The sequence below is a fragment of the Campylobacter sp. RM16190 genome, from assembly GCF_012978835.1.
Taxonomy (GTDB): domain Bacteria; phylum Campylobacterota; class Campylobacteria; order Campylobacterales; family Campylobacteraceae; genus Campylobacter_A.
On the sequence record NZ_LIWS01000002.1, the window covers coordinates 132,036 to 151,882 of the forward strand.

Consider the following 19,847-nt stretch of genomic DNA (forward strand, 5'->3'; position numbering starts at 1 on the left):
CTCGATTTACTCGTTTTATTCCAAGCTTTAAACCTCATCGCCCTAATAGTAACTATTTTTATATCTTTATTCTGTGAAAATTTATACAAGATGAGTTTTTAAAATTTATATGAGATGAAGTAAAAATTTATATTTTGATGAATAAAAAAAGATAAGTTAAAAAATATATAAAAGTGTAAAGTTTTGTAAAGTCTTTTTTGAAACTAAACTTAAAAGCAAATATTGTTTAAAAGGCTATTTGAGTTAAAATTTAAAAGCTTTTGAACTGTCAAAATTTCTTTTACACTTGTTTACATTTTTTTTACAAAATTTTACAGATTGCTTTACACTTTTTAGCTTTTTGTAAATCTTATGCCCTTTTGGCTCGTTTCCTTGCTCGCTGTGAGCCGTTTAGCTTCTCGCCTGATGTGTCTATATCCTTTTGAGCCTTTGAGCCAAAATTAAGCTTCTTTTTGGTTTTTGCTGTCTTTTAAAATTTGCTTTAGCACTACTTTTTGATATTCGATAAGCTCCCTATCTACTTTTATAATTTCGCACGTTTGAAAATTATGTTTACAGGCTTTACACTTTTTGTAACGCTCTACCCATAAGCCATTAATGCTTGCGACTGTTGCTATCTGCTCGCTCCCACATTTAGGGCATATCATTTTAAGCCTTTTTTTGTTTTGGATTATATCTAAGCTCTTTAAAGCTTAGTTGTGTTTTTGTGCTGTCTTTAACTCTCTTTTTGCCTGATGTGTTAAAGTTTTGCCGTATTTTTAACGTATAAGCTGGATTGAGTTAAATTTCTTTGATTTCCTGCTATCTGCTTGCTTTTCCTGCTGATGTCCTGATTTGCTTCTGTTGAGCTTATTTCTTGTTATCTGCTTGATTGTGTTGTGCTTGTCCGGGCTGGTTTAAAGCTTCTTGAGTAGGTTAAATTTGCTTGATTTCTTACTCGAGCTTGAGCTATGTTATCCCGGCTTGATTTCTTGCTGTTGAGCTTATCTCTTGCTATTTCTCGAGCTGGATTAAAGCTTATGAATTGACATCTAAAAGCCCGTTTTGCTATAATTCGCTTACATTCGAGAGGCTCCTAGTGCCTCATTTCACGGCGGTGCTTTACCGCCTCTTTAGCTCCCCTTTTTTGGCTCTTAGATTTGCACTTTTTTAAAGCTTGTGAGCTGTTTATATATCTCTAATAATCACCATTATTCACTAATTGACACTTATTAAATTATTTGATATAATGAGCTTGTTTTCACGGCGGTGCTTTACCGCCACCACTCTTATAAATATCCTCTCACATCATCGCCAAAACAAGCTAACAAATCATTAATAAAAGTTTCTATCATATTTGGATTTATGCCTATAATAACTCTAGTTTTTCCAAATTCTTTACACGCTGATACTCTAGGCGTTCCACTATCATTTAGCTTATATAAATTTTCAAAGTGAAACGCCCGATTTCTGATAAGCCTTAGCAGTATATAAGCAACTGATACCTTTTGATAGTTTCTTAGCTTTGTATTGATATTAAACTCTGAATACCGCCTAAAATCAATATCATTTAAGTCCATAATTTGATTATGTATTCTCGCCTCGTCCATTGTCTTAACCCAATATCCTAAGCTTTGTTTTGAGATAAAATCATCATCTTTAATATTTAAAATTTTTGCTATTTTGTTGCGTGTGATAATCTCTAAAATGCCAAGCTTTGGCGATAATATCTGCATAAGTATAAAATTATCCCTATGCTCTCCCTCGCTCTTGTAACTGCTTAATCTTTTGGCTGAAAATAGCTCTATTAGTCTTTCCTGCTCCATTTTTACCCTTTTAAAATTTGCTTATCAAATAGCCTTTTAACCTCATCTGCTCCACTCTTTGGCGATAGCTTAGCGTAGCGTGTAGTTTGCTTAATGTCCTTATGGTTTAGTAGTCTTTGTATGGTATAAATCGGCGTGCCTTGTATGGCTAAAAGGCTTGCGAATGTATGGCGTAAAGTATGAATTACTACCCGATTACCCCTATCACTTCGCACTAATCCGCTATTAAAAAGCTTGTCTAATATAGGCTTTAATCTGCGTTGTATTCGCTTTTTTTCGGTTTTTTCGCCGTTTTCGTAACTGATGATATAATCATTTTCTTTTAGCTTGTCTTTGCTCTCTAAAATGCTTCTAACCTCATCCGTCAAAAAGCCCGCGTATCTATCCCCACTCTTAAAGTCGTAAATGTTGATAATTCCTGCATTAAAATCAATATCTTTTAACCTGATATTTAATACTCCCTCTAGCCTTGCGCCTGTCGTGATTGAAATCAATACAAAAAGATATAAAATTTCATCATTTTTAACGCTGTCTTTGAGCTTTTGCACCTCATCAAGACTTAAATATCTTATACGGGCATTTGGCGTTTTTTTATGCTCTACGCTTATAAACGGGTTTGCGAAATTATATAGCCCCTGCTTGATAGCGTAATAAAATATCGTTGCGCCAAGCTGTAATATATTGCCGATAGTTGCGTTTGCATATCCTGCGCTTATAAGCTCCTTTTGTAGCCCTATAACATCATCTTTTTTAATCGATACTAAAGGCTTATAGCCTATTGTGTCCCTTAGATGTCTGTTAAATTTACTCCTGCGCTCTTTTAGGCTTATTGTTTCGCCTGCTATTGCTCTACTATCAAAATACTTATCGGCAATATCGTTTAGCGTTGTCTTGTGCTGTTTTTTAGCGACAATAGGTATTTTTAAATCATCGCCTAGCCTAAGTTTGGCTAGTATTTCGGCTCGCTTGTTGTAGCAATATACTTCGTTAAATCCGTCCTTGTCGCTTCCTATTTTAAGCCGTATATTTTTATTTTCTGTTGGATGTCGATAAATGATGTAGTATGTTTTGCTTCCATTATCTAAAATGCGGTAATAAACTCCCGTGTAACGTTTCGATTTAACATCTGCCATTTTTAACCCTCTTAAGCTTGCGATTTTCAAAAGTGTAACAAAAGTGTAAATCAAATTTACTATTATTTGTTTTAAAAAACTATTATTTGTTATTAGGGCTAAAAAATCTCGCTATAAGATAAGCTCGTATTTAACGCTATTATAAAGCTATTTGTAATTAATTATTTTTAATTTAAGAAAATGGCATTAAATGGCTTTTTCAAGTCCTTTCATCCGCACCATCTAAAATACCCTAAAATACGATGTTTTAAGACTTAAGATTTTAAAAGGTAACCTTTTAGGTAACCTCAAACTACTTATTATTTTATTAGCGATTAAAAATATCAACTTGACATTATTTAAGTTTTTGTTTGTAGTATGTCTAAAATAAATTTAAATACTCTGTTAAAGTAAAGTTTTAATATTTTAACACTTGCTAAGGTAGATGTAGTAGTAAGCGCGCAAGGTAAAGTCATACCAAGCGGAGAGATAAAGATACTAAAGCCTCTTGAAAGCGGAGTGGTCTCAAAGATATTCGTTAAAGACGGAAACAAAGTTAAAAAAGGCGATATCCTTATACAGATAGACCCAACCGTAACGGATGCCTCACTAAGCAATAAACAAGATGATCTAAAAGTAATTAATTCGGACATCTTGCTATTTAACGCCTTAATAAACGAACAAGAGTTAAGCAAAGAAGAGCTTGCCAACTTAAACATATCTCAACTGAAATTATACACCAGTCAAAAAGAGATACTTAAAAATACTTATGAGAGTAATGAAGCCAAGATTGAAGCTGCAAATTTGGATATAAAAACTCAAAAAGCAGAACTAAGCAGAGTAAAACTTCTACTTAGCAAAGAAGAGGCTACAAAGAAAAGACTTCAAAGCGTTTTAGACATAATAGCTAAAAAAGAGTATGACGAAGTAAATAAAAATATCATAAATTTAACCGAACAAAACAGCATGGCTAAATTTAAACTAGATGAAGCGGATAAAAAGCTAAAAGAGATAAAAGAGCAGAGTAAAACCCTTATAAAAGAGCTAAAGTCCAAATGGATAGAAACATCATTATTAAAAGAGAGAGAAAGAAGAGAGCTAAGCGCTCAAATAGATGCAATACTATTTTCAAACAAAACTCAACAGATCAAATCTCCAACCGACGGCTACGTAGGAAAGCTGCTTATCCATACCGAAGGAGGAGTAGTAAATCCAAACGATAATCTTATATCTATAATACCTTCCGATGTCCCATTAGTTATCAAATCAAGCGTCTTAAATAAAGACATAGGCTTTTTAAAAGTAGGTCAAGAAGTGGCTATCAAGATAGATACCTTTAGCTTTCAAAAGTATGGTCTACTTCAAGGAGTGATAACCCATGTAAGCAATGACGCCATAGAAGATGAAAAGCTAGGGCTTATATACGAGATACAAGTAAAGCCAAAAAGCTTAGAGATAAAAGTAGACGGAGAGATGAAAAAACTAGACATTGGAATGAGTGTAATAACAGAGGTAAAAGTAGGCAAAAGAAGAGTGATAGAACTATTCATCTACCCTATCATCAAATACCTAGATGAAGGGCTTAGCCTAAGGTGAGAGAGTGTATAAAATATTATAAAATAATATGATAATAGTTTCCAAATTTTATATAGATGCTTAAAGTTAGAGTAGGTAAAATTAATAATTCTAAAAATTTTAATATGTAGTATAATTTACAAAATAAATTTATCAACAAGCGACATAAATGGAAAATTTCAAAGATAAAATTTCTTATGTGCTTAATAGAATGTTTTTTAAAAGACAGAAAGTGCCGACTTTAGGTATGATTTTACTGCAGTCTTTGTTTTGGTTTTCATTTGCTTTTTTTGCTACTTTTTTAATTCAATATGTTGAAGCAACAAGCAGAACAGATATAATAAAAGGTCAATTATTTGATTATGAGGAATATAGAGGCTATAGGTATTCTTATTGCAAATTAAAATTAAAAATGAGAGATAATTCTTTTAAGCAAATTGAATCTAGCGTATGTACATGGTCGATGTATGAGAATAAATCAGCCGATGTAACTATATGGAGTAAGCCTGATTTAATGCGGATCGGCAAAGTTGCAATATATAAAATGATAAGAGATGATGGTTTTGAAATATATAAGTTTGACGATGAGAATATCTTACGATATAAAAAATTGATATTATACTCTTTGATAGTATCAATTATGTTTTTGATTTTATTTTATAAATTTAATACCAGTGAAGATGTAAAAAAATAAGGAGCCAAACGTGACATGTGATGTAGAAAGAATGGTGAATGTGTCGTTCTTATCATCAAATACCTAGATGAAGGAGTGAAAGTAAGGTAAGGCGGGATGGTATGTAAAATGTCATAAAGAGTAATATGATAATATATCGCAAATTTTATGATAGATGTTTAAGGTTAGAGTATATAAAATAAAAAATATAATATTTTTTGCAAGGATTGGATATTGAAAAGAATATTGTTTATTGTGTTGCTTATAGTGTTTGCTAGCACAGTGGTTTTTATTAATACAAAAAATATTATTGACTCAAGCCCTAGATATTTTGCCAGATGCCTATTGAATTATAGTGACGATTGCCTAAAATTAGGTATTTTTTACTTAGAAAAAGCAAAATTTAAAAGAGCATACAGATCGTTTGATAAAGCTTGCAAACTAGGCAATATGCAAGGATGTTATAATCTCGGACTTATGCATTCCAGAGATGATATGGGACTAAATGCAAACTATTTGACGGCAATTAAATTTTACGATATAGCTTGTAAACAAAACTACAGTAACGCTTGCATAAATTTAAGTTCTATCTATACTACACACTTTCCTACATTAGAAAACAATAAAACAGCATTTGAAATAACCAACATATCTTGCAATAATGGTAGTGAGGTTGCTTGTTTTAACGCTGGTATTTTTTATGAGCATGGTATTGGAGTGCAAGCGAATTTCGAACAGGCATCTAATTTTTATAAACTTGCTTGTGAGAAAAAACACGATGAGGCTTGTATAAATTTAAGTTCTATCTATACTACACACTTTCCTACATTTGAAAACAATAAAACAGCATTTAATCTTCTACGTGATGTTTGCAATAATGGTAATGTAATGTCTTGTTATAATGCTGGAATTTTTTATACAAATGGTGTTGGCACAAAGCCAAATCTCGATGAGGCTGTCAAAGCTTTTTTATATGCATGCGACAGGAACTATCCGGACGCTTGTAGGAAGTTAGCGAATTTTTACTACGGTGGTATTTATTTTGAAGAGGATTATACTAAAGCTTATGAGCTATATAAAAAATCTTGCGATATGGGTGATAATCAAAGCTGTAGCTTTGTTGGAGTTATGCTTTTTTATGGATATGGAGTGGATAAGAATGAAATTTTGGGATTAGAGATACTAAAAGATAGTTGTAGTAAAAATGAATTATTAAGCTGTCAAATTCTTCAAAATATTGATAAATATGATGTTAATGCAACTATTAAATCCATAATGTAGAAAATGTTACATAATAAAGAAAGAGAGTAAAATGACAAGAGACGATCTTAGTAAAGTTATCAATGCTCACTTTTGGCTATGATATTGCATTTTATATTAACAGTTTTTTAAAAATATACAGCAAAATTAAGGAGTGGCAATGAGTAGTGTAGATAAAGATGATAACAATATTAATAAGATTTCAGCTTTTATATCAAAGATTATTCGATAAGAAATACTTATGGTAAATAAATTTTTGAAAGAGGTTCAAAATGCTTGAATTTTTAGCTAAACATTGGTTTTGGTTTTTGTTTTTTGGTGCCACTCTTCTTATTATGTCGCATTATAGACAAAATTTTATTAGGCACTATTTTAGTTTTGATGAATTTTTTAGCTTACTAAAAGAGACAAGATCTGGCTCAGGTTTTGTTCATAAATTTGTTGGATATTCTCTTTGTTTTGCTTCTTTATTTATGCGCATTTGTGTTTGTCTTGGAATAATCGGTTTTATATTAAATTTATTCATATAATTAATGAAAGGTACAAAATGAGTAAAGCAGAAAATGTTGAATTTATAACAAATCTTATTCAGCTTGGTGCAATTGCTCCAGGTCCACAAAAACCGTATATGCAAATTCTACTAGGGCAAGCCGGTGCGGTCGGAAGCTTGGCTGATTTAGTTGAGAAAGTAAAAAATAAAAAAGCTACAAAAAATGACTATATTGATGTTTTAGCTGATTTTATGAGTATAGCCACAGGTATAGCTGTTGGTCTTGGCTTGGCACATCCTATTAACCTTGCTGCTGGTGGCATCATAGGGCTCATAAACTTTCTAGATAGAAATGATTGGGATTTGGATAAAGCTTTGGAATCAATCCCTAAAATATCTAACTTTTTTAATAATTCAAATTTTCCTCTTATATCCATCTCAAATCCTACTGTAAACGAGTCTGATCAAGAAGTAGTATTTGATATAACTCTGTCTAAACCTCTTAAAGAGGATCTTGAGCTAAGTTTGCATACATCAAACGGTACTGCCGTAGCAAGCGAAGACTATACCCCAAACAATACTACTATAACTATAAAAGCAGGAGAGACATCTTATAAACATACTGTAGCTATAACGGACGATATGCAAAAAGAAGGTAGCGAGTATTTTACTCTTACGGCCCAAAGTATAAACATAACCGACCCAAATGATTTTGGGTATTATGTTATAAGTAGTGCTATTATTAACAATAAACAGGGTATAAACTCTAATATTAATTTTTATTGCAAAGTAAGTTAAATGCAAAAACTTTATCTCATGCTGATTTGGCAACCTATTTTCGGAAAGACGAAGAGAAGCCAATGGAGTAAAGCATTTTATATATATATATGATCATAGCTCTTATTGTTTCATTTAACCTTTATCTTTCGTCGTTAAATTCTGTTTTGGAAATTCAAGACATGACGGTTAGAAGCGGAGAAATTAGTGGTATTAATAAGCGTCTATTTAATAGCTCTACTATGCTTACTCTCAAATCAAATAATGAATATTTTCGATATGTAGTTCATTCTATAGACCTTAAAAATATAAAACTAGGAAATACGGTTAAAATTTATAGCGTTAATAAAAATAGTACTATTTTTGGCATCAAAGAGAATTATATTGAAGAGATAAGAGATTTAAACGGAACATTGTTAAGCACAAAATATAATATGAATAATTCAAAAAAAGCCAATAATATAGCTTATATGTGGTCTAAACTATCCTGCAAATTATCTTTTATATTTTTTATATTAATAGTTTTAATAAATTTAAGAAATAATGAAAAACCAAATAACATTGTGTAAAAGGATTGAATATGGGTATTAAAGTCGATTCTAATTTTTGTACAAACTTGTCCCTTGCCACACATCCAGAAAAAGTATTTGGAGTTGGTAAATCTATGATAGAAGGTGATTATGCTACAGCAGCAGCGGGAGCTTTGGGGTTGTTGGATATGTTTTTGAGTATTGCAAATAAAGTAAATCAAATAATTACTGGTTAGGCTTTTGCGGCATCGCTTATGGTTCTCATTGATCAGTAGTGGTAAAGACAGCTTAGAACTTAAGAGTATCGATAAATACGAAGTTAAATTTATAAAAAAAGTAGCTTTTTAAAAGTTTTTATGAATGATAACAATCATATAACATTGCCTCAAGATACTTCGTTTTCATATATCAAAGCACTACTAAAAGCCATATCAAAAAACTACTCATAAAATTACTTCTAAAACTAATTATAGTAACTTATTGTTGATAATTCCTGCATTAAAATCAATGTCTTTTAACCTGATATTTAATACTCCCTCTAGCCTTGCGCCTGTCGTGATTGAAATCAATACAAAAAGATATAAAATTTCATCATTTTTAACGCTGTCTTTGAGCTTTTGCACCTCATCAAGGCTTAAATATCTTATACGGGCATTTGGTACTTTTTATGCTCTACGCTTATAAACGGGTTTGCTGTAGATTGTTCTGAAATATTTTAGTCACTCTATCAAGCACACCCTGGCAAAGCGAGATGATAATGCCGTAGTTTGTTATAGGCACTATGGCGTGTGAAGCTTTTTGCATGCGGTTTTTCATCATGGTTTTGTTTATCATGCAGCCTCCGCAGTGGATAATGAGTGCAAATTCGTCTAAATTCGCAGGACAGTCCTTGCCGTTTGTGTAGCTAAACTCAAGCTTTTTACCGCTAAATTTGCTAAGCATTTTTGGGATCTTAACCCTTGCTATGTCACCGTCTTTTGCGTTGTGAGTGCAGGCTTCGGCTATTAAAATTTTATCGTTATCCTTTAGGCTTTTGGCTCTCTCAGAGCCTTTTATGAATTCGCTCAAATCACCCTTTAGTCTTGACATCAAGATAGAAAAAGTAGTGATTTTTGCCTCTTTTGGAGCCGTTTTTACGACTTCTAAGACGCATTGTGAGTCGCACACTATCAAATTTGGCTTAAACATCTGCGCGGTTTTTGATACGTCCGGACTGCTTGAGACGCAAACGTAAGCCTTGCCGTCTAAAATTTGCCTTATGGCTTGCACTTGAGGCAGTATGAGCCTGCCTTTAGGAGCTTCATCGTCAATCGGCGTTATAAGTAAGACTATGTCGTCAGGATTTAAAATTCCGCTAAAAAGATCGTCAGTATCTTTTGAAATTTGCTTTGAAATTTCGGCTAAATTTTCATAAATTAGCTCTAAATTCAGACTCGTTTTGGCAGAAGTTTTGACAAATTTAAATGGCTTTATCAAATTTAAAAACTCGTCCTTTGACTCTTTGAGATCGCACTTATTTACAAGCACTAAAAAAGGCTTGCTTAGGCTTTTAAATTTAGCAATAAGCTCACTTTCAAATTTGCCAAATTCGTTATTTTCCACGACCAAAACGGCTATATCGATATTTTCTATCGTCTCGTTTGTCTTTAAAACTCTTTGCTTGCCAAGCTCACCCACATCATCAACGCCCGCCGTATCAAATAGCGTAGCGGCGCCAAGTCCGTGTATCTCGATACTTTTTTGCACCGTGTCGGTCGTAGTTCCTGCCACATCGGATACTATAGAGGCGCTTTGATTGCTTAGCATGTTCATGATGCTTGATTTGCCGACGTTTCGCCTGCCGAAAATCCCTATGGCCGTGCGCATCGATTTTGGAGTGTTCACAGCCCTTGCCTTTGGTTAAAATGCACGCTGTTGCCGTTTGTAAGCGAAATTTTATCTCCTATTAAAGTAAGCATTTCATCAAATCTACTATAAATTTCCGCCACGCTTTCTTTTAGACAAAATTTATTCGGATAGAGCCTGTATAGATCGTGATATCTGCCTTGTGTGATTGATGGCATGATGACGTTTGCACCGCTTCTTAAAGCCATTTTGCGCCCTTCGTTTGGATCAAGCGTCTCGATAGCAGTTGTTACAGGGATATTTATCTTAGGTAAGAGCAGTCTTGTTAGAGCGTTTGCTTTTAGGGCTAGCTTTATCTCGCCTGCTTTTGAGTACTCAAGCGGCGTGTTTGTAGCGGGTATAAAAGGACCTATGCCTATCATATCAAAGTCGTGTTTCTTTAAAAACATCAGGTCTTTTGCCAGGATTTTAGCACTACTTCCCGGCAAGCCCACAAGCAAGCCGCTTCCTGTCTCGTAGCCTAAAATTCGCAAATTTTCTAAACACTTAATGCGGTTTTTTAGGCTCATGTTGGGATGAAGGGCTTTATAAAGAGCTTGATTGGTAGTCTCTATGCGAAGCAGGTATCTATCAGCGCCCGCTTCTTTGTAGGCTTTATATTGCTCAAAGCTCTTTTCACCAAAGCTAAGCGTGATCTGAACGCCAAATTTCTTTATCTCGCGTATGATCTCGCAAATTTCATCATCTTTAAAGGCGCTGCTTTCGCCTGATTGCATGACGATAGTTTTATATCCGCTTATGGCGGCTTCTTTAGCACAGGATACTACCTCATCTGCGCTCATCTTGTAGCGTTTTAGACTTTTGTTTTTGCTTCTAAGACCGCAGTAAAAGCACTCTTTGGCGCAGATATTTGAGATCTCTATAAGAGCTTTTAGATGTACCTCTTGTTTTACAAATTTTTGTCTAACTCTATTTGCCGCTTCAAAGAGATACTCGCAGTTGTCATTGTCAGCAATGATCTTTTCAAGCCCGTAAAGCGAAGTGGTATGGGTTGCTTCAAGCTCGTTTATAAATTTTATAGATGACAATCTCTTGCGCCTTTTTCCATATCGCTTATCAAATTTCTAACTTTTTGCGCAACGCTAGGCAAATTTTCCTCAAGCTCGCTAAGATACTTTGGAATGATCACGTTCTCGCCAAGCTCTCTTGCTTCGGTTGAACCGTAGTCTAGCAAATACTCCTTAAGCGTCAAGATTGCATTTGGCAAGCAAAGATACTTGATCTTGGCGTTTTTGGCATAAGGCATGAAGTGATCACCCGTGCGACCCTCGCGGTAGCAGGATGTGCAAAAGCTTGGAATTTTATCTTTTTTCATCACGTTTAGCACGAATTCATCGATACAGCGGTGATCTCCGATTTTAAATTGCTGATTGTCAAGCTCGTCTTTGATATTTTTCTTAGAATACCCGCCTATGCCTATGTTTGTGCCTGCGTCCATTTGAGAAATCCCGCATTTTCTTATCGCCTCATCTCTTACGGACGGCTCTTCTCTAGCCGTTAGGATAGTGCCTGTAAACGGACACATCAGGCGAATGATCGCAATAGCTCTTAAAAACTCATCATCACTTAGCGCATAAGGCATGTCGTTTGCGCCGGCTGAGGTCTTTTTGATACGAGGGAAAGATATAGTATGCGGACCTATGCCGAAGTATTTTTCTAGACTCATAGCATGATAAAGCAGCCCCAAAATCTCAAATTTATAGTCATAAAGTCCCAAAAGTGCGCCTATAGCCACATCATCAAGCCCTGCTTTAAGAGCTCTATGAAGCGCAAAAACGCGCCAGTCGTAAATGCCTTTTAACGTATTTTGCGGGTGGTATTTGGCGTAAGTTTTTCTGTGATAAGTCTCTTGAAATACCTGAAATGTGCCTATGCCTTCAGCCTTAACCACCTTATACTCGTCTTCAAAAAGAGGAGCGGCGTTTATGTTTACCCTGCGAATGCTGAGGTTGTTTTTTCTAACACCGTAAATTTCTCTTACCGTCTTTGCGATATAGTTATAATCACTCTTTGGATGCTCGCCGTAAACCGCTATAAGACGCTTTTGTCCCATATCAAGTAGGCTTTCTATCTCGCCTTTTAGTTCGTCGTCTTTTAAAATTTTCTTTTTCGTAGCGGTGTTTGAAGCGGCAAATCCGCAGTATTTGCAGTTATTCACGCACGGACTTGAGATATAAAGAGGCGAGAAAAGCACCATTCTGTTGCCGTAAACTTCCTCTTTGACCTCCGTTGCGGCTTCAAAAATTTCATCCCAAATTTCATCGTGAGAGTTATTTAAAAGCACCGCCGTTTCGTAAGGAGTTAGCATGGTGCCTTTTATGGCGTTTTCTTTAGCCTTTTTGATAACGGCTCTAACTTCATCTTTGCTTGCATTTTTGGTTTGAGATAGAATTTCTTCTATCTCGTTTTCATTGATGAAATCTTCGTATTCGTGTTTGCTAACCCATTTTAGAATTTGTTCGTATCGTTCATCTGTCCACGACATAAATCGCCTTTAATGAGCGGGTTTTGCAGCATCAACCGCCATAAGATCGTTTTCTACCCATTTTGGGGCGTGATGATGAGCGTCATCAAGCGGCACGTCGCCCGCGCCTATTCTAAACATAGCCTTTAGATCCTCTACGTTTATAATCGCTAGCGGCATATGCACGCAAAATGCAAGTAAGCTTGTTAGTATCGAGCCCCAAACGTGGAAGTAAAACATCCATTTAACGAAAATTTTGCCCATTGCGGCAGGATATGCATAAAGCAACCAGCCTGAAACTATAAGTCCAAATATCATAAACATAAATATAAGATAAGCGGCTTTTTGACCGGCGTTAAATCTGCCTTGAGGAGCTACCTCTTCAGGACCGAATTTGATGCCAAACAGTCTTCTTGGATATCCGCCGAAATTCTTAAACCAAGCGAAAGTATCGCGATCCCAGATGAGTAAATTTCTCATCATCAAAGCAAAACGATCAAAATTTAAGAATACAAATCCGAAGAAATTTATCGTAAATACTATGCCGATACCGATATGCCAATCCATCATAAGCTCTGAAGTAGGCTCATCTACAAGCTGAAAGTAGATCAAAACACCCGTTACGATAAGAGCTATCCAGGTGATTAAGTTTACGTTATGAAAGACCTTTTCTGATAGAGGAAATTTTAAAACTCTTTTTTCATGCATGATTAGCTCCTTGTAGGATCAAATTTTTGCGATCGAAATAAGCATTGGTATGCAGAAGTTTTTCTGCTATCTCGCCCATCGGTTCGGTCTTTAGATCCTCGTAGGATTTCGCACAGCTTGGGTTTTGATGAGAGCTTGTAAGCTTTAAATTTTGACAGCGCTTGTCATCTTTATATAAGCCTTCTTGGCGCATTGCGATATAGGATTTGCGTCTTTTGATGATATCTGTGATGGCATATCCTGTCATTGCAACGACCGCCGTCATCACTCCGCCAACTTTTAAGAAATCTCTTCTTGAGAAGATTTTGCCTACCGGTTTTTCTATGTATTGAAATTTCATCTTTTGTCCTTTAAATTTATGCTTTTAGAGGTAGAGGAAGCAATGGATGAAGCCACGACGTTCCCATAGCGTGAACCGGCTGACCGCCGCCGTTTACGCAGCCTCCAGGGCAGTTCATAACCTCGATAAAGTGATATCTGTTAGAATCTTTCGTGATATGTTTTAGTATCGTGCCGAGGTTTCTTGAAGCGCCGTTTACTACCGCTACTTTAAGCTCGAGCGTCTTGCCGCCGTAGTCTTTTAAAGGGATAGGTATAACGGCTTCGGTTAAGTCTTTATCATATCCTCTTACAGGGGTTAGCTCAGGATCTCTTAACTCTTGTCCCGATAGTAAGAAATAAGCCGTTCTAAGTGCAGCCTCCATAACACCTCCGCTATTGCCGAATATCGTTCCTGCGCCTGTATATACGTTCATTGTTTTTTCAGGATACTCATCGCTCATTTCAAGCGGATTTATGCCCTTTTTACGGAAAATTTCAGCTATATCGCGAGCCGTAAGAGTTGCGTCTATATCAGGGAAGCTCTTTGTGTCCGCAGGAATTTCGCCTGTTTCTTTTAAGTACTCGTAAGCCGAGTTAAACTCAGGTCTGCTTGCTTCATAAATTTTAGCAGTACATGGCGTAACGGTCGCTACATAGATATCGCGCGGATCTTTGTTCCAGACAAATTTAGCCGCCCAGGTCTTAGCAAGCGGCCCTCCCATTTGGATAGGCGATTTTGCACCTGAGATGTGAGGTATGAGCTCGGGATGGAAAATTTCAGCATTTCTAACCCAAGCTGGACAACAGCTCGTAAAGTGCGGGAATGGATGGTGCGAAACGTGCTCTAAATCAGCGCTTCGCTCGCCAAGTAGCCAGTATTTGATCTTTTTGATTAGCTCGGTTCCTTCTTCAAGGATAGTGTGATCGGCGGCGAAATTTACGTCGTACATATTAAAGCCCGCCATCTCAAGAGCGTTATACATCTTATTTATCGTTAGTTCGCCCGGTTTTCCGCCAAATTCTTCAGCCAAAGAGACACGAACGGCAGGAGAAGGGTGCGCTACGACAAAGGTCTTTTTGTCCTCAAGTTTAGCCATAACCTCATCGACAAAGCTCATCTGCTCGATAACGGCAAACGGACAGTTGATAAGGCACTGCCCACAGGCTACGCATAAATTTTGATCTATCCTGTGTGCGATGCCTAACGAGCCTTCTATTGCATCCGTCGGACAGAAAGAGCGACAGGTGTCGCATCCGACGCAATTATCTTGATTTATCGTTATGATACCCCTAAGTTCGCCTTTGCGATAAGTGCCTTCAAATTCAGCCTCACCGCCTCTTGAATTTGCAGACGGCGGGAAGGTATTTATCTTATAAACACTCAGCATAAAACCTCCTGATATTTATTAGTACTATTATTAAATTAGTATTACTATAATAATATTAATTTAACTTTCGTGATATTGTATAGGTAGTTTCATTAAAAATAGATAAAATATAAGGATTAATATATAAAATGTATTTTACTATAAAAATACTTTTATGAAATTTAAATTTATCGTAAAATTTTTTATACTTAAATAAAATATTTTAAATTTTTACAATAAATTATATTTTATATATTAATTTAATTTTAAGATACTATAAAATATTTTTTAAAAAGGAGTCAATAAATTTGACTCCTTATAAATTTATCTTATTTGGTTAGGTCGGCAAGCACTTTTGCAGCGTGATCTTTAGCCTTTACGCTTTTATAAACTTTAGAAATTTTACCTTTTTTATCTATCACAAAAGTTGTGCGAACTATACCAAGATACTCTTTGCCGTAGTTTTTACGCACCTGCCAAACTCCATAAATTTTCGCTACCTCTTTATTTGCGTCACTTAGTAAAATGTGCCTTAAATTTTGCTTTTCTATAAAGCCCGCATGACTTTTTACACTATCTGGACTTATGCCGATTATAACTGTATCGCTTGCGATAAAATCATCATAGATCGCGCTAAATTCGCAAGCCTCGGTAGTGCATCCTGGAGTGTTGTCTTTAGGGTAAAAATAAAGCACGACATTTTTACCGATGAAATCTTTTAAATTTACACTCACACCGTCTTGATTTTCAAGGCTAAATTCAGGCGCCTTATCGCCGGCCGCGAGAGTTACCTTGCGCTCGATATCCTCTTTGCTAAATTCGCTTTTTACTTCACAAGCTTCTTTTTTCTTGCAACTCATTTTTTACTCCTTAAATCTTCTAAACTAAGTCCGTTTTTGCCGATACTTTCAGCCTCAAGTGTTTCTATCATCACAAGAACCGCGGCGGGATCTTTGCCAAGTACTCTTACTAGAGTATCGGTAACTTCGGCGATGATCTGCTTTTTTTGCTCTTTTGAGGGTTCGGGGGCTGAAACTTTGATATTTACAAATGGCATTTTTTCTCCTTTAAAATTTCAGTGATTATAGCTAAAATTAATAATAAATTTAGCTTAAATAATTTTGCATATAATATAAGTAAATTTAATCTTGTAAACATAAAATACTTACCAACTCTTTGTTTTTGCAAATAATATTAAATTCAGTGTAAAATACTTAAAATATGCTATTAGATAGTAAAATATATAAAATTTAAATTTATCTATAAATTAAACTATATTTTGCTTTGAATTTATTGCAGAAAGGATGAATATGAAAATAATTTCATTAGTTTCCGCAGCTCTTGCGGTAGGCTTGTCTTCAGCCATGTTGTTTATTGTTGCTACGCCTGCAAACTCAGGAGTTCTTGCTCATCAGATCAAAAAGCAAGGCGAGCTGGGACAAGTTTTCATAAACCCTTATGACATAGCGCCGCTTACTGCTATAGTAGATCGTGCCGGCAAAGATATAACCGATATCCACGTGCGCGTACTTGGCAAGCCAAACGGAGGAGTTGATATTAACTACAACGTTTCGCAAAACGCTCTTTTAAACCACGACGGCGTACCTATATGGGGGCTATATCCCGACTATCTGAACCAAGTTGAAGTAAGCTATGTATTTAAGAGTGAAAAGAAAAAAGAAGTGTATAAAATTTACGCTCAACCGATCGTAACCTTAAGCCGAGATTTTAGATTTGAGCATATGCAAAAGAGAGTTCCAAAGAAAGTAGATCCTGAATTTAAAGATAGACTATATCTTATCAATAATACAATTACGGGAATTTATAAGCCGTTTGACTGGCGAAGCGGATACGGCGGTGCGGCTAGCTGGAATGACTACACAGAAAACTATATCGTCGATACCACAGGCGAGGTTAGATGGTATCTTGACTATGCTAAATTTTACGATCGCCGCGAGAGAAATGTCGAAAATACAGGTATGATGATGGGCTTTCATCAGCTGCCAAACGGCGACTTAAGCTTTGGAATGTCGCAAAAATATATGCGATATGACCTCATGGGCAAGCAAGTCTATGAGAGAATTTTACCGCGCGGATATATTGATTTAAGCCATGAAGTTTTGCCGATTAAGGGTGATCATTTATTACTTCGTGTAGGCAAATACAACTATTACCACAAAGGTGGACAAATTTCACACACAGTTCGCGATCATATCATCGAGCTTGACGGCACAGGCAAGGTAGTAAACGAGTGGGATCTAAACGAAATTTTTGGCAACAACATCTATAGAAGCAATCTTATCAAAGCGCTTGATCCGCGCGCTGTTTGCCTAAACATCGACATGAACGCAAAGGAGATCGACGCTAGCTCGGACGCTCCGTTTGGCGATAAGATCGGCACCGGCACAGGGCACAACTGGGCTCACGTAAATTCTATCTCTTATGATCCAACCGATGAAGGTATCATCCTTTCGCTTCGCCATCAAGGTATCGTAAAAATCGGCAAAGATAAAAAAGTTAAATGGATACTGGCAAGCCCTGAAGGCTGGAGTGATGACTTTAAGGCTAAAGTTTTGGTTCCTGTTGATAAAAACGGCAAAAAGATAAAATGCGAAAATTCTAAATGTGAAGGTGATTTTGACTGGTCTTGGACACAGCACACCGCTTGGCTAACGGACAGATACGAAAACAAAGGCAATATCAAGCATTTAAGCGTGTTTGATAACGGCGACGGGCGAGGTATGCAGCAGCCTGCATTCAAAGAGGATAAATACTCCCGCGCAGTTGAATACAAAATAGATGAGAAAAATTTGACCGTTGAGCAAACTTGGGAATTTGGCAAAGAGCGCGGATTTGAGTTTTATAGCGCGGTTACTAGCAACACCGAGTGGCAAAAAGATAAAAAGACTTACTATATCTCAAGCTCAAACGTAAATTTACTTCGCCCTGATAAGACTATCAAAATGGTTCTAATCGAGATCGATCCAAAGACAAATGAGATCAAATTTGAAATGGATGTAGAGTCTGCCTCAAGAGATGACGTGGCTTATCGCTCGCTTGTTATAAATCCAAATATATTTGAATACTAACTTTTTTAACGCGGCTAAATTTGGCCGCGTTAATCCTCTTTGAGAGCTTAAATTTGATATAATTACTCAAATTTAAAGGTTGCGTTTGAAGACACTACTTGAGCTTGAAAAAGAGCGAAAACTAATACTTTCTAAATTTTTCTCATATCGCATATTTGTTACTTTCATAATATTTGTATTTATTTTTTACTTTTTGTATCAAATCTTTACCGAGGCTCCATTAAATACGCAATTTGGTTTCATAAAAGGCAAAAATTTAGGTCAAATTTTAGCCTTGATACTCTCTTTGGTTATTACTTATATCTTTTATAATAATCTTTTCTTTTATTTTGCAAAAAAGGAAAAAAGTGAATTTGCGAAAAAATATAAAAAATTTTACCTTGAGAGCTACTTTAACTCGCTTGGGTTTAAATATGAGATGAATAATCATATAAATTTATTTTATATAATGCAAAGCAGATTGTTCTTTAGTATAACCGAACAGTTTGGAAATGATCTGGTAAGCGGAGAGATAGATGGAGTCAAATTTAGCTTTAGCGACTTAAAATTAATCGGTAAAGATAGTTTCTTTAATCCAGTAACTATGGAACAAGAGAGTGTTGAAGTAAGTTTTTTTAAAGGGATATTTTTTATGGCTGATTTTAATAAAAAGATAGAATCAAAAATCTTTGTGCTAGCAAAAGGCAAGCCGCATGATCCTCTAGCTAAACGATTTATCGTTGATAATGCTGAATTTAACGAACTTTTTAGAGTTTATACAACCGATATCCAAAATGCAATGTATATACTAAGTCCGGCTTTAATGGAGGCTATTGTAAAGCTTGCTAAGTATATGAGAGTTCCTATTGGATTAAGCTTTGTTGACGGGCGAATTTATATAAGGATTGATAGAGGCATTGATAGCTTTGAGCCTGATATTCATAAGAACATTGTAAGTAAAAAATTAGACAAAAAGATAAAAGCCGATTTAGATGGCATGTTTGACATTATTAGGATATTAAAATTAACTAAAATTTATAGTTGATTTATACGGATTATTTGCGAATTTGGCAGATAATGTTTTAACCTCAAATTTATCATTTCTTTTATAGTATTTCATAAAATATCAGGACTAATAAGGAGTTGTATGAAAATTTTTACTAAATTTATAAAGGCTTTGGCTACACTTGGGCTTTTTAGCTCCTGCGCTTTTGCTCTAACCGAAGGGATAGAATATAAGGTGCTCGAAAGACCGCTTTCGGTAGGCGATAATACTCTTACTAAAGTATTTAGCTATGCTTGCTCGCACTGCTATAAATTTGATAAAGGCGTAACTCAAAAAGTAATGTCTAAACTTGATGGAGTTAAATTTATACCTTATCATCTAAAGTCAAAAGGTGAATTTGGCGAGACTGTGAGCGGAATTTTAGCCTCTATGATCTCACTTGATGAGGAGAAAAATATAGGCTATTTTGATGATAAATCTCTATTTAAAAGAGCAAAATTTGCTATTTATAGATCATATCACGACAAAAATGATCAATTTAATGATAAAAACGAGTATATAAATAAAATTTTAAAAGATACCAAAGTAAACAGAAGCGACTATGAAAAGGCTTTAAGCACAACAAGAGCGCAAGAAATTTTATCTAGTTGGGACGATAGCTATTCGGTTGCTGTTTTAAGTGGAGTACCCGCCTTTGTCGTAAATGGAAAATATCTAATTAATCTAGATGCGGCTTATTCGATAGATAAATTAATTGAAATTATAAAAGAACTTTTAGGAAAGTAG

General features: G+C 35.5%; 22 protein-coding genes. 10 read left to right on the forward strand and 12 right to left on the reverse strand.

Annotation, left to right across the window (positions count from 1 at the left end; all coding sequences use genetic code 11):
• Positions 1–440 precede the first annotated feature (440 nt).
• The 3 genes from CDOM16190_RS02730 to CDOM16190_RS02740 all read right to left on the reverse strand — a co-directional run bounded on the left by CDOM16190_RS02730 (position 441) and on the right by CDOM16190_RS02740 (position 2,938).
• Positions 441–647, reverse strand: a complete 207-nt coding sequence (locus CDOM16190_RS02730; protein WP_170018790.1) for a hypothetical protein — start codon at positions 645–647, stop codon at positions 441–443.
• A gap of 621 nt (positions 648–1,268) precedes the next feature.
• Positions 1,269–1,805, reverse strand: coding sequence for an ATPase (locus tag CDOM16190_RS02735; protein WP_170018791.1), 537 nt, complete (start codon positions 1,803–1,805; stop codon positions 1,269–1,271).
• Positions 1,806–1,807: 2 nt separating this feature from the next.
• Positions 1,808–2,938: a tyrosine-type recombinase/integrase gene (locus CDOM16190_RS02740; RefSeq protein WP_170018792.1), complete on the reverse strand. Its 1,131-nt coding sequence runs from the start codon at positions 2,936–2,938 to the stop codon at positions 1,808–1,810.
• A gap of 402 nt (positions 2,939–3,340) precedes the next feature.
• On the opposite strand from CDOM16190_RS02740, the gene CDOM16190_RS02745 reads away from it, so the two are divergent.
• The 7 genes from CDOM16190_RS02745 (at position 3,341) to CDOM16190_RS02775 (ending at position 8,458) form a co-directional block, all read left to right on the forward strand.
• Positions 3,341–4,513 (forward strand): HlyD family type I secretion periplasmic adaptor subunit, encoded by a 1,173-nt coding sequence (locus CDOM16190_RS02745; RefSeq protein WP_170018952.1) that lies wholly within the window; start codon positions 3,341–3,343, stop codon positions 4,511–4,513.
• Between the two features lie 148 nt (positions 4,514–4,661).
• Complete coding sequence (locus CDOM16190_RS02750; protein ID WP_170018793.1) at positions 4,662–5,186, forward strand: hypothetical protein; 525 nt, start codon at positions 4,662–4,664, stop codon at positions 5,184–5,186.
• A gap of 213 nt (positions 5,187–5,399) precedes the next feature.
• Positions 5,400–6,446, forward strand: a complete 1,047-nt coding sequence (locus CDOM16190_RS02755; protein WP_170018794.1) for an SEL1-like repeat protein — start codon at positions 5,400–5,402, stop codon at positions 6,444–6,446.
• Between the two features lie 251 nt (positions 6,447–6,697).
• A complete protein-coding gene (locus CDOM16190_RS02760) occupies positions 6,698–6,955 on the forward strand; it encodes a hypothetical protein (RefSeq protein ID WP_170018795.1) in 258 nt (85 codons plus the stop codon).
• Between the two features lie 17 nt (positions 6,956–6,972).
• Positions 6,973–7,713, forward strand: coding sequence for a Calx-beta domain-containing protein (locus CDOM16190_RS02765; protein ID WP_170018796.1), 741 nt, complete (start codon positions 6,973–6,975; stop codon positions 7,711–7,713).
• An 89-nt stretch (positions 7,714–7,802) separates the two neighbouring features.
• Positions 7,803–8,261: a hypothetical protein gene (locus CDOM16190_RS02770; protein ID WP_170018797.1), complete on the forward strand. Its 459-nt coding sequence runs from the start codon at positions 7,803–7,805 to the stop codon at positions 8,259–8,261.
• Between the two features lie 11 nt (positions 8,262–8,272).
• Positions 8,273–8,458: a hypothetical protein gene (locus CDOM16190_RS02775; RefSeq protein ID WP_170018798.1), complete on the forward strand. Its 186-nt coding sequence runs from the start codon at positions 8,273–8,275 to the stop codon at positions 8,456–8,458.
• A gap of 231 nt (positions 8,459–8,689) precedes the next feature.
• On the opposite strand, the gene CDOM16190_RS02780 is transcribed toward CDOM16190_RS02775, so the two are convergent.
• The 9 genes from CDOM16190_RS02780 to CDOM16190_RS02820 form a co-directional block, all read right to left on the reverse strand.
• Entirely contained in the window at positions 8,690–8,845 is a 156-nt protein-coding gene (locus CDOM16190_RS02780) for a site-specific integrase (protein ID WP_170018799.1), read from the reverse strand.
• A gap of 55 nt (positions 8,846–8,900) precedes the next feature.
• Positions 8,901–10,106 (reverse strand): [FeFe] hydrogenase H-cluster maturation GTPase HydF, encoded by a 1,206-nt coding sequence (gene hydF / locus CDOM16190_RS02785; RefSeq protein ID WP_170018800.1) that lies wholly within the window; start codon positions 10,104–10,106, stop codon positions 8,901–8,903.
• Entirely contained in the window at positions 10,103–11,155 is a 1,053-nt protein-coding gene (hydE, locus tag CDOM16190_RS02790) for a [FeFe] hydrogenase H-cluster radical SAM maturase HydE (protein WP_170018801.1), read from the reverse strand. The genes hydF and hydE overlap by 4 nt, the downstream gene beginning before the upstream one ends.
• Positions 11,143–12,612 (reverse strand): [FeFe] hydrogenase H-cluster radical SAM maturase HydG, encoded by a 1,470-nt coding sequence (gene hydG, locus CDOM16190_RS02795; protein ID WP_170018802.1) that lies wholly within the window; start codon positions 12,610–12,612, stop codon positions 11,143–11,145. The genes hydE and hydG overlap by 13 nt, the downstream gene beginning before the upstream one ends.
• Before the next feature lie 9 nt (positions 12,613–12,621).
• The gene (locus CDOM16190_RS02800; protein ID WP_169976350.1) at positions 12,622–13,299 is read right to left on the reverse strand and encodes a cytochrome b/b6 domain-containing protein; all 678 of its coding nucleotides are present in this window, start codon (positions 13,297–13,299) and stop codon (positions 12,622–12,624) included.
• Positions 13,292–13,639 (reverse strand): iron hydrogenase small subunit, encoded by a 348-nt coding sequence (locus CDOM16190_RS02805; RefSeq protein ID WP_169976347.1) that lies wholly within the window; start codon positions 13,637–13,639, stop codon positions 13,292–13,294. Before CDOM16190_RS02805 ends, CDOM16190_RS02800 begins: the two co-directional genes overlap by 8 nt.
• A gap of 16 nt (positions 13,640–13,655) precedes the next feature.
• The gene (locus CDOM16190_RS02810) at positions 13,656–15,008 is read right to left on the reverse strand and encodes a [Fe-Fe] hydrogenase large subunit C-terminal domain-containing protein (RefSeq protein WP_169976345.1); all 1,353 of its coding nucleotides are present in this window, start codon (positions 15,006–15,008) and stop codon (positions 13,656–13,658) included.
• Between the two features lie 308 nt (positions 15,009–15,316).
• The gene (bcp, locus tag CDOM16190_RS02815; RefSeq protein WP_170018803.1) at positions 15,317–15,847 is read right to left on the reverse strand and encodes a thioredoxin-dependent thiol peroxidase; all 531 of its coding nucleotides are present in this window, start codon (positions 15,845–15,847) and stop codon (positions 15,317–15,319) included.
• Positions 15,844–16,044, reverse strand: coding sequence for a tautomerase family protein (locus CDOM16190_RS02820; protein ID WP_169976341.1), 201 nt, complete (start codon positions 16,042–16,044; stop codon positions 15,844–15,846). Before CDOM16190_RS02820 ends, bcp begins: the two co-directional genes overlap by 4 nt.
• A 253-nt stretch (positions 16,045–16,297) precedes the next feature.
• Between CDOM16190_RS02820 and CDOM16190_RS02825 the strand changes: the two genes are divergently transcribed.
• The 3 genes from CDOM16190_RS02825 (at position 16,298) to CDOM16190_RS02835 (ending at position 19,847) form a co-directional block, all read left to right on the forward strand.
• A complete protein-coding gene (locus tag CDOM16190_RS02825; RefSeq protein ID WP_170018804.1) occupies positions 16,298–18,076 on the forward strand; it encodes an aryl-sulfate sulfotransferase in 1,779 nt (592 codons plus the stop codon).
• A gap of 85 nt (positions 18,077–18,161) precedes the next feature.
• Positions 18,162–19,100, forward strand: coding sequence for a DUF3137 domain-containing protein (locus CDOM16190_RS02830; RefSeq protein WP_170018805.1), 939 nt, complete (start codon positions 18,162–18,164; stop codon positions 19,098–19,100).
• Between the two features lie 102 nt (positions 19,101–19,202).
• Positions 19,203–19,847: a thioredoxin domain-containing protein gene (locus CDOM16190_RS02835; RefSeq protein ID WP_170018806.1), complete on the forward strand. Its 645-nt coding sequence runs from the start codon at positions 19,203–19,205 to the stop codon at positions 19,845–19,847.

Bases quoted from the DNA above. Each gene is read 5' to 3' on its own strand.
- CDOM16190_RS02730 (WP_170018790.1), bottom strand. From the start codon at position 647: ATGATATGCCCTAAATGTGGGAGCGAGCAGATAGCAACAGTCGCAAGC.
- CDOM16190_RS02735 (WP_170018791.1), bottom strand. From the start codon at position 1,805: ATGGAGCAGGAAAGACTAATAGAGCTATTTTCAGCCAAAAGATTAAGC.
- CDOM16190_RS02740 (WP_170018792.1), bottom strand. From the start codon at position 2,938: ATGGCAGATGTTAAATCGAAACGTTACACGGGAGTTTATTACCGCATT.
- CDOM16190_RS02750 (WP_170018793.1), top strand. From the start codon at position 4,662: ATGGAAAATTTCAAAGATAAAATTTCTTATGTGCTTAATAGAATGTTT.
- CDOM16190_RS02760 (WP_170018795.1), top strand. From the start codon at position 6,698: ATGCTTGAATTTTTAGCTAAACATTGGTTTTGGTTTTTGTTTTTTGGT.
- CDOM16190_RS02765 (WP_170018796.1), top strand. From the start codon at position 6,973: ATGAGTAAAGCAGAAAATGTTGAATTTATAACAAATCTTATTCAGCTT.
- CDOM16190_RS02770 (WP_170018797.1), top strand. From the start codon at position 7,803: ATGATCATAGCTCTTATTGTTTCATTTAACCTTTATCTTTCGTCGTTA.
- CDOM16190_RS02775 (WP_170018798.1), top strand. From the start codon at position 8,273: ATGGGTATTAAAGTCGATTCTAATTTTTGTACAAACTTGTCCCTTGCC.
- hydG (WP_170018802.1), bottom strand. From the start codon at position 12,612: ATGTCGTGGACAGATGAACGATACGAACAAATTCTAAAATGGGTTAGC.
- CDOM16190_RS02800 (WP_169976350.1), bottom strand. From the start codon at position 13,299: ATGCATGAAAAAAGAGTTTTAAAATTTCCTCTATCAGAAAAGGTCTTT.
- CDOM16190_RS02805 (WP_169976347.1), bottom strand. From the start codon at position 13,639: ATGAAATTTCAATACATAGAAAAACCGGTAGGCAAAATCTTCTCAAGA.
- CDOM16190_RS02810 (WP_169976345.1), bottom strand. From the start codon at position 15,008: ATGCTGAGTGTTTATAAGATAAATACCTTCCCGCCGTCTGCAAATTCA.
- bcp (WP_170018803.1), bottom strand. From the start codon at position 15,847: ATGAGTTGCAAGAAAAAAGAAGCTTGTGAAGTAAAAAGCGAATTTAGC.
- CDOM16190_RS02820 (WP_169976341.1), bottom strand. From the start codon at position 16,044: ATGCCATTTGTAAATATCAAAGTTTCAGCCCCCGAACCCTCAAAAGAG.
- CDOM16190_RS02825 (WP_170018804.1), top strand. From the start codon at position 16,298: ATGAAAATAATTTCATTAGTTTCCGCAGCTCTTGCGGTAGGCTTGTCT.
- CDOM16190_RS02835 (WP_170018806.1), top strand. From the start codon at position 19,203: ATGAAAATTTTTACTAAATTTATAAAGGCTTTGGCTACACTTGGGCTT.